Origin of the sequence: Lysobacter sp. ISL-50, assembly GCF_018612875.1 — a bacterium.
In the GTDB taxonomy this organism is placed as follows: Bacteria; Pseudomonadota; Gammaproteobacteria; order Xanthomonadales; family Xanthomonadaceae; genus Lysobacter.
Genome location: NZ_JAGGRI010000004.1, coordinates 121,956 through 134,989 on the forward strand (window position 1 = coordinate 121,956; position 13,034 = coordinate 134,989).

Annotated in this window: 14 protein-coding genes; 3 read left to right on the top strand and 11 right to left on the bottom strand. The window is 68.5% G+C overall.

The genetic code is table 11. The features are described from left to right. Positions 1-3: 3 nt before the first annotated feature. Positions 4-432, bottom strand: coding sequence for a hypothetical protein (locus J7J50_RS03025; protein WP_215055253.1), 429 nt, complete (start codon positions 430-432; stop codon positions 4-6). A gap of 143 nt (positions 433-575) precedes the next feature. Here J7J50_RS03025 and J7J50_RS03030 point away from each other — a divergent pair, with 143 nt between their 5' ends. Both J7J50_RS03030 and J7J50_RS03035 read left to right on the top strand, forming a co-directional pair. Then, a complete protein-coding gene (locus J7J50_RS03030; protein ID WP_215055250.1) occupies positions 576-1,685 on the top strand; it encodes a histidine kinase in 1,110 nt (369 codons plus the stop codon). Then, the gene (locus tag J7J50_RS03035) at positions 1,682-2,461 is read left to right on the top strand and encodes a LytTR family DNA-binding domain-containing protein (RefSeq protein ID WP_215055248.1); all 780 of its coding nucleotides are present in this window, start codon (positions 1,682-1,684) and stop codon (positions 2,459-2,461) included. The genes J7J50_RS03030 and J7J50_RS03035 overlap by 4 nt, the downstream gene beginning before the upstream one ends. A gap of 56 nt (positions 2,462-2,517) precedes the next feature. Here the strand turns inward: J7J50_RS03035 and J7J50_RS03040 are convergent, their stop codons facing one another. The 10 genes from J7J50_RS03040 to J7J50_RS03085 form a co-directional block, all read right to left on the bottom strand. Further along, complete coding sequence (locus tag J7J50_RS03040; protein ID WP_215055246.1) at positions 2,518-3,108, bottom strand: urea carboxylase-associated family protein; 591 nt, start codon at positions 3,106-3,108, stop codon at positions 2,518-2,520. A gap of 106 nt (positions 3,109-3,214) precedes the next feature. Next, positions 3,215-5,329, bottom strand: coding sequence for an aminodeoxychorismate synthase component I (gene pabB, locus J7J50_RS03045; protein WP_215055244.1), 2,115 nt, complete (start codon positions 5,327-5,329; stop codon positions 3,215-3,217). 40 nt (positions 5,330-5,369) lie between these two features. After that, a complete protein-coding gene (locus tag J7J50_RS03050) occupies positions 5,370-6,104 on the bottom strand; it encodes a 4'-phosphopantetheinyl transferase superfamily protein (protein ID WP_215055241.1) in 735 nt (244 codons plus the stop codon). A gap of 209 nt (positions 6,105-6,313) precedes the next feature. Next, on the bottom strand, positions 6,314-7,501 hold the full coding sequence (locus J7J50_RS03055) for a glutathionylspermidine synthase family protein (protein ID WP_215055239.1): 1,188 nt from the start codon (positions 7,499-7,501) through the stop codon (positions 6,314-6,316). A 70-nt stretch (positions 7,502-7,571) separates the two neighbouring features. Continuing rightward, complete coding sequence (locus tag J7J50_RS03060; RefSeq protein ID WP_215055237.1) at positions 7,572-8,210, bottom strand: DUF1190 domain-containing protein; 639 nt, start codon at positions 8,208-8,210, stop codon at positions 7,572-7,574. A gap of 8 nt (positions 8,211-8,218) precedes the next feature. Continuing rightward, complete coding sequence (locus tag J7J50_RS03065) at positions 8,219-8,626, bottom strand: DUF350 domain-containing protein (RefSeq protein WP_057945102.1); 408 nt, start codon at positions 8,624-8,626, stop codon at positions 8,219-8,221. Positions 8,627-8,670: 44 nt separating this feature from the next. Then, complete coding sequence (locus tag J7J50_RS03070; RefSeq protein WP_215055235.1) at positions 8,671-9,336, bottom strand: DUF2491 family protein; 666 nt, start codon at positions 9,334-9,336, stop codon at positions 8,671-8,673. Positions 9,337-9,370: 34 nt separating this feature from the next. Beyond that, positions 9,371-10,420, bottom strand: a complete 1,050-nt coding sequence (locus tag J7J50_RS03075; RefSeq protein WP_215055233.1) for a potassium channel family protein — start codon at positions 10,418-10,420, stop codon at positions 9,371-9,373. Positions 10,421-10,704: 284 nt separating this feature from the next. Then, positions 10,705-11,472 (bottom strand): PspA/IM30 family protein, encoded by a 768-nt coding sequence (locus tag J7J50_RS03080; RefSeq protein WP_215055231.1) that lies wholly within the window; start codon positions 11,470-11,472, stop codon positions 10,705-10,707. Further along, positions 11,469-11,885 (bottom strand): DUF2170 family protein, encoded by a 417-nt coding sequence (locus tag J7J50_RS03085; RefSeq protein WP_057945106.1) that lies wholly within the window; start codon positions 11,883-11,885, stop codon positions 11,469-11,471. The genes J7J50_RS03080 and J7J50_RS03085 overlap by 4 nt, the downstream gene beginning before the upstream one ends. 469 nt (positions 11,886-12,354) lie before the next feature. Here J7J50_RS03085 and J7J50_RS03090 point away from each other — a divergent pair, with 469 nt between their 5' ends. Beyond that, complete coding sequence (locus J7J50_RS03090) at positions 12,355-12,870, top strand: c-type cytochrome (protein WP_215055229.1); 516 nt, start codon at positions 12,355-12,357, stop codon at positions 12,868-12,870. Positions 12,871-13,034: the final 164 nt, after the last annotated feature.

The window sequence follows — 13,034 nt, forward strand, 5'->3', positions numbered from 1 at the left end:
GCCCTACTCCGTCTTCGCCGAACGCGGCCGCTCCGGCGCCGGCAACGGCTGGATGCGCAGACTGCGATAGCGGCAAACGTCGATGGCCGGATAGATCACCGCTCGCTCGTTGGCGAACCCGAAACGGAAATCGTAACGGCAGTCGTCGCCGGCGATCTGCAGCGTGGCCGAATCGCCGCCGCCGTCGAGCGCGGCGCCCAGCGGCTTTTCCTCGAACGCCTGAGTGCCGGCAGCGGCGACCGCGACCGAGGTCAGGCGGTCGTGGGCGCGATTGATCAATTCGAAATAATGCGTGCGCGGCGCCGCCTCGCTGGGGGCGGCGGCGGCAAGCAGGGCAAGGGCGAGAGCGGCGGCGAGCGACGGGCGCATGGCAAGGTCTCCGGCGGGGCGATGGGGCGACCGGAGCGCATCGGGCCCGGTCTGCGCGCTCATCACAGCCGACGCGCGAACGCGCGGGCCAGGGATTTGGGACGAATCGTCGTTGCAGCGGCGCCAATCGTAGTGGCGGGCGACGACGCTTTGCGCCGCCCGGGGCCGCGCTTAGGATGCTGGGGTCTTTGTTCGAGCGGGGCTAGATGAAGATCCAGCTGGGCGACACGCAGATCGGCCTGTTCCGCTACCTCGGCCTGTGGTCGGCGGTGGCGGTGGTGTTCGCGATGCAGGGATTCGTCCACGACGTTTTCTTCGCCGAAGTGTGGTCGCCGTTCGACTACCTGCGCTGGTCGATGATCCAGTGGTACACCTGGGCGGCGCTGGCACCGCTGGTGTTCCGGCTCGCCGCGCGTTATCCGATCCAGTCGCCCGGACGCCTGCGCGCGCTGCTCACGCACGTGCTGGCGAGCATGGGCGTGACCCTGGCGGCGGTCGTGATCGGCGCGGCGGTGTCGAGCCAGTTCGAGCCCGGTTCGTTCGCCGAGCAGATGCTGCAGTTCATCGGCCGCCACGTCGCCATCGGATTGCTGACGTATTGGACGCTGCTGTTGCTGCAGAATTCCCTGCGCCTGCGCGCCGAGCGCGCGCAGCGCATGCTCGAGGCGAGCCGGCTGGCCACCGAGCTGGCGCAGTCGCGGCTGCAGGTGCTCAAGACCCAGCTGCAGCCGCATTTCCTGTTCAACACCTTGCACGCCATCGTGACCTTGCTCGACGAGGACAAGCGTTCGGCCGAGGACATGCTGCTGCGGTTGAGCGAGTTGCTGCGCGCTTTCCTGGAAGACTACGACGGCCAGGAAATCAGCCTGCGTCGCGAGCTGGATCTGCTGGATCTGTACCTGGGCATCCAGCGCAACCGCTTCAAGGACCGGCTGACCACGCAGGTGTATGTCGCGCCCGACACGCTGGATTGCGCGGTGCCGAGCCTGTTGCTGCAGCCCATCGTCGAGAACGCGATCCGTCACGGCATCGGCCAGCGCGTCGGCGCCGACCGCATCGAGATCGAAAGCCGGCGCGACGGCGACAGCCTGTGCATCGAGGTGCGCAATCGCAACAGCCGCCTGGACAGCGACAGCACGCCCGCCGGCCACGGCATCGGCCTGTCGAATACCCGCCTGCGGCTGCGCGAGCTCTACGGCGACGCCGCCGAGCTGCGCCTGGACATGATCTGGCCCGAAGGCGTGGTCTGCCGCATCCGCCTGCCGTTGCGCGAGCTGGAGGACGACGACGACATGCCCGAGCACGTGCCGGCATGAGCCTCACCGCGCTGGTGGTGGACGATGAGCCGATCGCGCGCCACGCGGTGGTGCGGCTGCTGCGCGAAGACCCGCAGATCGAGCTGCTCGGCGAATGCGGCGACGGCGTGTCGGCGGTGACGGCGATCCGCGAACACTCGCCGGATCTGGTGTTCCTGGACATCCAGATGCCGGCGATGACCGGCCTGGACGTGGTCGCCACCATCGGCGCGGCGCGCATGCCGGCGACAGTCTTCGTCACCGCTTACGAGCAGTACGCGGTACGCGCGTTCGAAGCCAACGCCGTGGACTATCTGGTCAAGCCGTTCAGCCGCGAGCGCTTCGCCGCCACGCTGCAGCGGGCGAAGACGCGGCTGGCGGCCGGCGGCGGCGATGCGCGCATCGCGCAGGCGCTGGAGGCGCTGCGCCAACGCGAGGATTACCTGGACCGGTTGCCGGTGCGCGTGGACGAGCACGTGATCTTCCTCGCCGTGGACGACATCGTCTGGATCAAGGCCAGCGGCAACAGCGTGCAGATCCATCTGGCCGATCGCGTGCACGAGCTGCGCGACACCATGGCGTCGCTGGCGCAGCGATTGAACCCGCGCCATTTCGCCCGCATCCACCGCTCGGCGATCGTCAACGTGCGCAGGGTCGAGACCATCCATCCCTGGTTCAACGGCCATCACGTGGTCACGATGGACACCGGCCAGCAGTTGCGCATGAGCCGCTATCAGCATCAGACGTTCTTGCGGCTGGCGACGACGCGGCGCGATGGTGCGGGCGAGCACGACTAAGCGCCGAGTCCGGTTCGATGGCAAGAGCCGGCGCCGTATCGCCCGGCCCGTCCGCATCAATCGTCGAGAAGCTCGAACGCCAGCGGCCGCGGCGGCGCGCCGCCGTTGCAGGTCGCGCCGGGACAGGCGGAGACCGCGATCGCCAGATCCATCTGCGCGCGGAACACGATCGAGCGGCCCGCGCGCGCGACCGGCGCGGGGAAACTCAGCGCGCCGTCGGCGCCGACATCGACGTGCATGAACAGATTGAACGGCGTCGGCAGCGGCGCCGGCTCGATCCCGAGTTCGCGCAGCGCCGCCGACAGGTTGTCGGTGCAGTTCGGATGCTCGCCGCTTGCGCCGTATTGGATGCGGTACATCTCCACGCTGCAGGCCGAGTACAGGAAATCGTGGCGGCCGGCGTCGTCGTCGAGGATGGTCAGCATCGGCCGGCTGCGGTCGGACCACAGCACGTCGCCGCTGCTCAGGAAGAGCTTCCCGCCGTAATCGAAGGTGCGGCCGTTGCTCAGGCGCTCGCTGCCGTCGGGCGCGAACGCCATCAGGTCGCCGGTCTGGCCGCCCTCGTTGTCGATGATGCGCAGGCGCTGGCCGCGTTTCAGGCGCAGGCCGATGCCGCTCGCGGCGGGAATCTGTCGTTGCTCGGGCATGAGGTTCTCCATGCGATCGCCGCGCGTGCAAGCGATGGCGGCGCGGCGAGTCTACTGCGCTTTTGTCATGCCGGTTGGCGCTGTCGCCCGCGGCCGGCGCGGCCGATCAGCCGTCGGACGCAGACGCCGCCGCGTGCACATGCAGGCGATCGCCACGGACCTGATAGGCGAAGCCTTCGTTCGCGGCCAGATGGCGCCACAGCGGCCGCAGCACCGCTTCGGCCTTGAGCAGCACTTCCTGGAATTCGTCCTGCGCGTCCGACAGCCAGGTGATCGCGCCGCCGGCGCCGAAGGCGACCGTGTCGCCGTCGTAGGACAAGGTACGGATGCCGATGTTGAGGTCGGCGACGCGGTTGTAGCCCAGGTAGCCGATCGATCCGCAGTACACGCCGCGCGCGCTGCGTTCCAGGCGATCGATGATCTGCATGGTGCGCTGCTTGGGCGCGCCGCTGATCGAGCCACCGGGGAAGGTCGCGCGCAGCAGGTCGATCAGGCTGCGGTCGGGCCGCAGTTGCGCCTCGACCGTGCTGACCAGCTGGTGCACGGTGCGATAGCTCTCGATCTCGCGCAGCTTGGGCACCTCGACGGTCGCGGGCACGGCGACGCGGTTGAGGTCGTTGCGCATCAGATCGACGATCATCAGGTTCTCGGCGCGATCCTTGTCCGAGTGGGCCAGGCGCTGCGCGTATTGCGCGTCGCGCTGCGGGTCCTTGGAGCGGCGGATCGTGCCCTTGATCGGCTTGGTCTGGATGCGGCCGTCGCGGTTCACGCGCAGGAAGCGTTCCGGCGAGGTGCTCAGCACGTGGCTGTCGCCGCAACGCAGATAGGCGCCGAACGGCGCCGCGTTGCCGCGCCGCATCTGCCGGTACAGGGCCAGCGGATCGAGCGCGGCGCGGAAACGGAAATGATTGGTCAGGCAGACCTGATAGGACTCGCCATCGACGATGGCGCGGCGGCAGGCGTCGATCGCGGCCAGATAGTCCGCGCGGCCCAGATCCATTTCGACGTCCAGGCTGCGCAGCGCCGCGTCGGCGCCGGCGGACGGCGCCGACGCGGGATGCATCGACTCGATCCGCGCGCAGGTCGCGTCGAGCCATTGCCGTGCCGCGTCGTCCTGTCCGTCCTCGACGATCGCGACCGCCCAGGCGCGGCGTTCGGCGTGATCGAAAGCGACGAAGCGCCGCACCCGCATCCACACCGCGTCGGGCAGGGTCGTCCCGGCGCCGCGCTCGCCGTCGAACAGCGCTTTCATTTCGTAGCCAAAATAACCGACGAACCCGCCCCTGAAATCGAACGGCAGCGCCTCGCCCCCGATAACCCGATCCGCCTCCAACTCGCCTTCGAGCAAGGCCAGCAACGCCTGCCCCGCCGACATCGCCTCATCGTCGTCGGCGATGCGATAGCGATGCAGATCCGCGTCCTCGACCGCGCCCATGAACGAACAGGCGGCGGCGTCCTCGGCGATCTGGCTGTCGAGCCAGAAGCTGTTGCGCGCCTGCGCGTAGACGCCGCTGAACACCGCTTCGGGATCGATCGCGCCGGCCAGCGGCCGCTGCAGCACGCGCAGGCGCGGCGGCGGCGGTGCGAGCGGCGCGGGCGCAGGTTCCGGCGCGCTCATGCTGACGAAGGCGCGGCCGTGATGGCGCCGGGCCAGATCGCGGAAGTTCGCGATCAGATCGATGCCGTGTTCGGTCAGGATCGACTCGGGGTGGAACTGCATTCCCCATTGCGGCCGCTGGCGATGGCGCAGCGCCATGATCAGGCCGTCGTCGCTGTGCGCGGTGGCGAGCAACGGCGCCGGCAAGGGCGCGGCGGCGATCAGCGAGTGATAGCGCACCGCCTGCAACGGCGACGGCAGGCCGGCGAACAGGTCGCTGCCGTCGTGCATGACCGCGGCGCTGCGGCCGTGCACCGGCTCGGGCGCGTGCGCGATGCGGCCGCCGTAGGCGTGGGCGATGCCCTGGAACCCCAGGCACACGCCCAGCAAGGGCAGCGCCGAGCGTTCGATGGCCTGGCGCGAGACGTGGAAATCCGCGTCGCGGGTGACGCTGCCCGGGCCGGGCGAGATCACGATGCAGTCGTAGCGCGCGTCGGCTTGCAGCTCGTCCCAGCGGTAGTCGTCGTTGCGCACCACGCGCGGCGCATCGCCGAACGCCCGGCCGATCTGGTCGGCGAGGTTCCAGGTGAAGGAGTCGTGGTTGTCGATCAACAGGCAGCGCATGATCCACCTATTGTCGTACAAACCTCCGCCCGCGCGGCGCTCAGGCCGGCGGCCGCAGCACGCAGGCGATGCTGCGCACGCCGTTGTCGTCTTCGCGGCGGTAATCGACGGCGAAGCCCTGGCCGGCGCGCACGCCCGGCGCCAGGGTCTGCGCCGCGGCGAACGCCAGGCGCTGCGGATCGACCCGGGTCAGGCGCATGGCCTCGAAGCCGAAGAAGCTGCGGACCTGGGCGAACAGCGCCTTGTACAGGCTTTCCTTGGCCGAGAACACCGCCGCCAGGCCGAACGGAAAATCGTCGAAGCCGGCGCGGATCAGCGCCTCTTCGCCGGCATCGACGACCACGCCGCGGATCTCCGCGGCCAGTTCCGGGCCGATGCCGCGTTCGATGTCGATGCCCAGGCCGATCACGTCCGCATCCAGCGTGGCGACGCAGACGGCGCGGTCGCCGGCATGCGAGATCGAGGCCATCGCGCCGGCCGGCCACAACGGCTCGCGCGCCGCGCCGATCGCGATCTGCGTCGGCGCCATGCCCAACCGCTGCAGCACGCGCTGCGCGCAGACCCGGCCGGCGAGGTATTCGCCGCGGCGTTTGTTCACCGCGCGCGCCAGCTGCGGCGGAAAGTCCACGCCGTGGCGGGGGTACAGTTCGTCGCGATATGCGCCCAGGTCGAAACGGCAGGCGTGGCCGGCCAGCGCCTTGCCATGGTTGTGCGCGTCGAAGTCGCCGGCGTGGCTGAGAAAGCCGTCGGCGGTTAAAAGATCGGCGTCGGCCATGACCGGTTCCTTCGGTAACGATGCGTCGTCGGCGCGCGGCGCCGCTTGGCGCGCAGGATCGCACAGGCGCTCGCGGGATACATCCGCGATGGTGCGCAAGTGCGAACGCGTTGCAGGTATGCGCGCGGTCGCCGCGCGAACGCGAACGGCCCGTTCAACGGGCCGTTGGTTTGCGACTCATGCCGATCCGCCGCGTTCGAGCGACGCGATCAGTCCTCGACGATCGCGTGCGGCACGAAGCGCGAGGTGTCCTGGGTGATCAGGCCCGCGTCTTCGCGGATGCCCATGCCGGCGGCGTTGTCGGCGACGACCCAGCTGCCGATCAGCGGATAGTTGGCGGCGCCGTCGGCGCCGTCGAATCGCGGCAACGGATGCAGGGCCTGACGAATGGTCGGGCCGCCGGCGTAGGGGCCGTCGCTGCTCAGGCGCTGTCCATTGGCATCGACCAGCTCGATGTTGGCGCCTTCGCGCGAGAACAGCGGCTTGCGCACCCAGCCCGCGCTCAGCTCGGCCGGCGTTTCATCGTCGAAATACGCTTCGAGCAGATTGCGATGGCCGCGATGGCGTTCCCACAGCAACGGCAGCACGCCCTTGTTGCTCAGGATCGCCTTCCATGCCGGCTCGATCAATTGCACCTGCGAGGCGGCGAGCTTGGCGCCGTATTCCTCCACGAACATCCATTCCAGCGGATACAGCTTGAACAGCGTGCGGATCACCCGGTCTTCGCCGTCGGTGAACCAGCCTTCGGCGCTGATGCCGATGCCCTCGATGCTCAGCTCCAGCGTGTTGACGCCGGCCTGTTCGGCGCAGTCGCGCAGATAGCGCACCGTGCCCCGGTCCTCGGCCGAGTCCTCGACCGCGGCGAAATGCACCGGCGTGACGATGCGCTTGTCCAGCGCCAGGGCGCCGAAGGTTTCGATCAGCAGTTCCTGGATGCGGTTGTACTGGTCGCTGCCCTGCGCCAACACGCCGCGCTGGATGTTCTGCTCCAGCCACAGCCACTGGAAATACGCCGCTTCGTACAGCGAAGTCGGGGTGTCGTAGTTCAGTTCGTACAGCTTGGCCGGGCCAGCGCCGTCGTAGGCCAGATCCATGCGCCCGTACAGATGCGGCTCGCCGCGGCGCCAGGAATCGGCGATCCAGTCCCAGTGCGTGGCGGGAATCGCCAGCCGGGTCAGCAGTTCTTCCGAACCGACGACTTCATCGACCAGCGCCATCGACATGTCGTGCAGCTCCTGGGTCGGCTGCTCGATGTCGTCTTCGATCTGGCGCAGGCCGAAGGCGTAGTAGGCGCGCTCGTCCCAGTACGGCGCGCCGTCGATGGTGTGGAAATGGAAACCCAGCGACTGGGCTTGTTCGCGCCAGTCGGGGCGTTCGTTCGCGGCGATGCGTTTCATGCGATTCCGATGATGAGGGCCGCGGCGATCGCGGCCCGCGAGAGAACGAAGCGAGGCCCGGCGGGTACGATCAACCGCCCCAGCCGCCGCCGCGACCCGAGCCGCTGCTGCTGTTGCTGCCGCCGAAACCGCCGCGCGCCGCGGCGCTGGAGCCGAAGCCCGAACGCGAAACGGTCACCGCGCGCGCCGGCAGCGCGGTGTTGCCGGCGGATTTGCCGTAGACCGTGCCGCTGGAGGTGCTGACCTGCTTTCCGTCCGGGCGCAGATAGCCGCCGCTGCGGTAATCGCGGTACAGCGGCGAAACCCCGCCGATGGGGTAGTAGCTGCGGCCGCCGCTCATCGCCTGAGACAGCGCGTAGCCGACCAGGAAGCCGGTCATCGGCGGCATGAAGCTGTGCTGGCTGCCGTTGGCGTACTGCGCCGGCACCGGTTGGCAGGCGCCGAACTGCTGATTGCACTCCTGTTCGCTTTCGAAGCGCGGCGCGATCTTTTCGTGCTCGACCAGGGCCTGGGAATAGGCTTTCTCGCACTCTTCGCGCGAGATATCGGTCTGCACCGCGCATTCTTCGCGCGAGGTCAGGATCTTGCCGCTGGGATCGTCGTCGCAGCCGCTCAGCACGGCCGGGACCGCCACCGCCATCAGCACCAGCTTGAGATTGCGCGAGCGCTTGCCGCGCGCGCCGTCCTGGGTTTTGGGAGTCGTGGTCATGGCATCGCTCACGGCGTCATGGCGGCGGCGTTGATCAGGCCGACGCTGATCGACACGCCGGCCGAGAAGATGCCGGCGGCGGTCTGGTTGTTGGTGATCTGCTGCGACAGCTTCGGCGCAACCAGGCGCGCGAGCAGGAACGCGAACAGCTGCACGACCACCGACACCGCGCCCCAGATCGCCGCGTCGAACAGGCTGACCGAGTTGGAGATCGCCGAGTGCAGCGGCAGCGCCAGGCCGATCAGGGTGCCGGAGAACGCGGTGGCCGCGGCGGTGTTGCCTTCGCGGATCAGGCTCAGCTCGCGATGCGGGGTGATCAGCAGCACCGCCACGGCGGCGAGCACCAGCACGCCGATGCCGGTGCCGGCGTAGGCGAGGAAGTTGAGGAAGCTGTGGGCGTTGATCGGGGCGTCCATGGAAGGTCCTTGCGTGGTGATGCGGTGGCGGCGCGGCGGTGCGCTCAGGTGACGTCGAGGTCGGCCGTGTTCAGGTCCAGGCCGATGGCATAGGTGATCGCGAATTCGCTCGGGCCGTAGTCTTCCGCGGTGATCAGCAGGAATTCCTCGCGATCGAGTTCGGGCACTTCGCGCCGGTAGAGCATGGCGTAATGGGTCAGATCGTCGTCGCGGCGCGGCGGATCGTGGCGGTACAGCACTTCGTCGTAGACCACCGGCGGCACCTTGGCCGCGGCGCTCTGGTCGCCGAATTCGCGGTACCAGGCGCGGCCGGCGTATTCGATCGAATCCGCTCCCAGGTGCGGGTGTTCGTGGATGAAACGCTTGAATTCGGCCTGATTGGCCGGATTCACGGTCTGCTGGAAAACGAAGGCCTTGATGCCCTCGACCTGGCCGCTGGCGGTGCTGACCTGCAGGTAAGCGTCGTCGTCCAAATAAAAACGATGCAGGGCGTGGCCGCCGCGCAGATCGATGTAGCCGTAGCAGGGAATGCCCTGATGGCCTTCGGGCAGGCGCATCGTCCAGGCCTGCGGGTGGGCGCGGAACATCATCGTGTCGAAGGCCACGCGGCCGTTGATGCGCAAGCCCAGCGGCAGTTCGTGGGCGAACGGCATCTGCGTTTTCTCGGGCGGTTTTTCGCCGCCGCCGAATAGTCCCTTCAACCAACTCATCGTGTCGTGCCTCGCTGCGCGCGCCGGGCCCGGATCACCGCGCCGCGAGCGAAGCCCACGGCACGCGCGCGCTGTCGATGCGCGCGTCGGCAAGGTAATACAACAACGTGCCCGGCGCGATCTCGACATGATCGGGCGGATTGAGTACCGGCGCGGCGTTGCGGCCGTCGCGATAGCCGATCCACAACGCCGACTGGGCGCGGAACGCGCCGGCCAGCCTGGCCGCCAGCACCGGCGCGGCGGCGGCCGGAACCTGCAGGCTGAACTGGGTCGGGCCGCCGGCGCCGAGCCATTCGCCGGCCACCAGCGAACTGCCGGCGTCCTGCGCGGCGCGTGCGATCACGTCCACGTGCAGCGGCCGCGTGCATTCCACGTGCGGGTAGTGGCTGCGCACCAGTTGCGCGACCGCGGCGGATTCGAAATGCGCGACCACGTGCGCTTCGTGCGGATGCGCCATTACCGCGAACACCGCGGCGAGCGAGCGGTCGTCGTGGTCGGTGTGCACGATCACCCGCGCGGCGCGGCTCAGCGCGGCGCGTTGGTACTCGTTGCAGTCGGCGTAGGAGGCCGCGGCGACGAAGCGGATCTGGTCGGGCAGCGGATTCTCGGCCAAGCCTTCGGCGACCAGCACGATGCCTTCGTCGTCGGTGTGGGTGTCGGCCAGCAGCAGCTGCACCAGGCGTTCGGACTCGCGGCCGTGCCAGCCGATCAGCACGGTGTGGCCGTGCATGTCTTCGTAGCTCATCTTGCCCACCTGATGGCGCTTCCAGAAATTGAGCAGGCTCGCGCTGGTCTTGGCCAGCACCGAGGCGAACAGCGCGATCGCGCCGGGCATCACGAACAAGGCCGCGGCCCAGCGTCCGGCCGCGCTGCCCGGCGAGAGATCGCCATAGCCGATGGTGCTGGCCGTGGTCACGTAGTAGTAGACGAACGAATCCCAGCCGAGCAGTTTTTCTTCCCCGGCCCAGGCCATCAGCAGCCAGGTCCCGGCCATGTGCAGCGCCAGCGCGGCGGCGACCGCGCCCCAGCTGACCCGGCGCAGATGGCCGCGCAGGGTGCGGAAGAGTTTGCCGATTACGATCATTTCGGTGAGTGGGCCTGGTTACGTCCGTGTGTGCGGCGGGGTGGCGCGGGTGCTCGAACCCATCGCAACTTTCCATCCGTCATCCCCGCGAAGGCGGGGATCCAGAGACTTCAGAGTCATGTCGCGGTAAAGCCCTGGATCCCCGCCTTCGCGGGGATGACGAGCAAAAACCCATACGACGAGCAGATACAGCAACACGCGCGGAGCGAGAAAGTCGGCACGGCAGCGACGACGCAATGGGCCGATGACGGCGAGCGACCGCCTTCACCGACCTTGAGCCGCCATCAATCCTTGCGCTCGACCTTATCGGTTTCCTTCACTTCCACCGCCGGCAGCGCCAGGGTGTTGTCGTGGGTCAGCTGCTGCACCGGCTTTTCGCGGAAGCGCTCGAGGATGTTGTCCACGCTGGTCGATTCCGGCAGCAGGCCGGCGTTGGCCAGGCGGGCGTTGAGGTCGCCGTCGCCGCTCTCGGATTCCAGCTGCGCCGCCGCCTGCAGGCGCGCGCCGCGCTCGGCCTGGCGGGTCTGGATGCGCTCGAGCGAATCCAGCGCGGTGGTGACCTTGCCGGTGGCGCCGGAATGGCGCGCGGCGACCGCGGTCTGGGCGCGCTGCACCGCTTCGGTGGCCTTGACCGTATCGACCTGCTGCTTCACCCGCGCCAGCTTGCGCTCGGTGGCGGTGATCGCGGTCTTGAGCTGGCTGATGCTGGCGTCGTAGCTGTTGATCGCCTGCTCGTCGTTCTTCAGGTCGGTCTCGACCGTGGCCAGGCGCTCGGCGACTTCGCGCGCCAGCTGCTCGTTGCCCTGGCGCAGGGCGCCGGCGATGTAGGTTTCGTACTCGGCCTTCTTCGCGAAGCGGTCCTTGCTGCGGTTGGCCTGCAGCTGGCGCTGGGCCATGACCTTGGTCAGTTCTTCCTTCGAACGCACCAGCTCGTTGCCGGCGTCGCGGATTTCCTGATCGAGGATCTTCAGCGCGTTGGCGTCCACGACGGCCTGGCCGGCCTCGTGGGCGGTGCCGCGGAACAGGGTCAGGATTTTCTGCAGCAGGCTCATGCGGTCACCAGATAGGACTTGAGGGCTTCCACCGCGTCGATCGCGTTGTCGGCCAGGGTGCGGATTTCCAGTTCGATCTGCTCGGCGCTGGAGTCGGGCGCCATTTCGCCGAAGACGATGTAGACATCGCGTTCGTTGATGGTGGTCAGGCCCAGGTTGGACAGCGGGTTGATCGGGTTCAGGCGCAGGCAGGCTTCGTTGAAGCCGGCCGCGTCGCGGACCTGCGCGGCCTCGACCAGGGGGGTGGAGACGAAGATCTCGCGATCGGTCAGGGCGATGGTGATGCCCAGGTCGCCGCTGTCGGGCAGGGTCACCTGGATCGCGCCGTCGGCGGTCGGCACTTCTTCGACATTGTCGGCGCCGAAGGAGACGGCGAGGCGGGTCAACAGTTCTTGCGTGGTCCAGCGGGACATAGGGCGGTCCTTGAGGGTGAAGGCTGACAGGCGCGGGAGCGTCCGGATCGCGGGGGCGCGCGGGCGCGGGCGGGGGCCCGTCCTTGGCGCGGCGATCATCGTCCGTGACCGTGCTCATGGATCGCAACGGTTATAGGGGCGCGCGCGGACCGGCGCAAGGCGTATAGGTCGGAAGTCAGGGGTCGGCGATCGCCGCAAACGCAGGCGTGGGCGCATTCGTGGTGCCGTCCGCCGATCGCGCCCGGCCGCGGACCTGGGACCTGGCCCCAGCCCGCGCGGCGCGCGCTTGAGCTAAACTGTCCGGCGGAACTACCCGACCGGCATTCCCGGCCCGCGATCGCTGCCCTGGCGCAGACGATTGGCGGGTCCGTTATTCGGCGGGTCCGTGCAGCGGTCGCGCCGATCCCCGGTGGCGGCCTCGTCGATGGCTCTATGCGTCCCGGTCCGGGGCGCACGCAATAGGTGGATCGTGCGCAATTACGACCTCGAATTCCTGAAGAAATTCTCGATGGTGATCGGCTTTCTGATGCTGGTGACCCTCGGCCTGATGATCGCGGCCTACTTCGTCCACCACCAGTTGCCGCAGGAAGTCGATCCGCGCGCGGCCCAGCGCACCGACAACCGCATCGGTCCGGTCGGCGCGGTCTACGCCGGCGCGACCGGCGCGGCCTCGCAGCAGGCGGCGGTCGCCGCGGCGGCGGCCAAGGCGGCCTCGCAGGTCGCTTACGGCGGCACGCTCGACGGCAAGGTCATCTTCGACAGCCTGTGCGCGGGCTGCCACAAGTCCGGCGCCGGCGGCGCCCCGACCCTGGACGCCTCGCATTGGACGGCGCGCATGTCCAAGGGCAAGGACACCTTGCACAAGCACGCCGTGGACGGCTTCACCGGCACCAGCGGCGTGATGCCGCCCAAGGGCGGCAACCCGGCCCTGACCAACGAACAGGTCGCCGCGACCGTGGATTGGATGCTGGGCAATATCAAGTAAGCGCGGGGTATCGCGCTGACGGAACGCCGCCTTCGGGCGGCGTTTTTGTTTGTGGGACGCTCCGTCGCTCCCAACCTCAAGAGCCTTGGCTGTTCCCCCCTTTTCAAAGGGGGGAACAGCTCTCTTTCGGGGATAGCGTTCTTCTAGAGGAGGCAGCGCTTCTT

What these genes read in the sequence shown, in the direction of transcription:
- J7J50_RS03025 (WP_215055253.1), bottom strand. Translation starts at nt 432, where the DNA reads ATGAGCGCGCAGACCGGGCCCGATGCGCTCCGGTCGCCCCATCGCCCC.
- J7J50_RS03030 (WP_215055250.1), top strand. Translation starts at nt 576, where the DNA reads ATGAAGATCCAGCTGGGCGACACGCAGATCGGCCTGTTCCGCTACCTC.
- J7J50_RS03035 (WP_215055248.1), top strand. Translation starts at nt 1,682, where the DNA reads ATGAGCCTCACCGCGCTGGTGGTGGACGATGAGCCGATCGCGCGCCAC.
- J7J50_RS03040 (WP_215055246.1), bottom strand. Translation starts at nt 3,108, where the DNA reads ATGCCCGAGCAACGACAGATTCCCGCCGCGAGCGGCATCGGCCTGCGC.
- pabB (WP_215055244.1), bottom strand. Translation starts at nt 5,329, where the DNA reads ATGCGCTGCCTGTTGATCGACAACCACGACTCCTTCACCTGGAACCTC.
- J7J50_RS03050 (WP_215055241.1), bottom strand. Translation starts at nt 6,104, where the DNA reads ATGGCCGACGCCGATCTTTTAACCGCCGACGGCTTTCTCAGCCACGCC.
- J7J50_RS03055 (WP_215055239.1), bottom strand. Translation starts at nt 7,501, where the DNA reads ATGAAACGCATCGCCGCGAACGAACGCCCCGACTGGCGCGAACAAGCC.
- J7J50_RS03060 (WP_215055237.1), bottom strand. Translation starts at nt 8,210, where the DNA reads ATGACCACGACTCCCAAAACCCAGGACGGCGCGCGCGGCAAGCGCTCG.
- J7J50_RS03065 (WP_057945102.1), bottom strand. Translation starts at nt 8,626, where the DNA reads ATGGACGCCCCGATCAACGCCCACAGCTTCCTCAACTTCCTCGCCTAC.
- J7J50_RS03070 (WP_215055235.1), bottom strand. Translation starts at nt 9,336, where the DNA reads ATGAGTTGGTTGAAGGGACTATTCGGCGGCGGCGAAAAACCGCCCGAG.
- J7J50_RS03075 (WP_215055233.1), bottom strand. Translation starts at nt 10,420, where the DNA reads ATGATCGTAATCGGCAAACTCTTCCGCACCCTGCGCGGCCATCTGCGC.
- J7J50_RS03080 (WP_215055231.1), bottom strand. Translation starts at nt 11,472, where the DNA reads ATGAGCCTGCTGCAGAAAATCCTGACCCTGTTCCGCGGCACCGCCCAC.
- J7J50_RS03085 (WP_057945106.1), bottom strand. Translation starts at nt 11,885, where the DNA reads ATGTCCCGCTGGACCACGCAAGAACTGTTGACCCGCCTCGCCGTCTCC.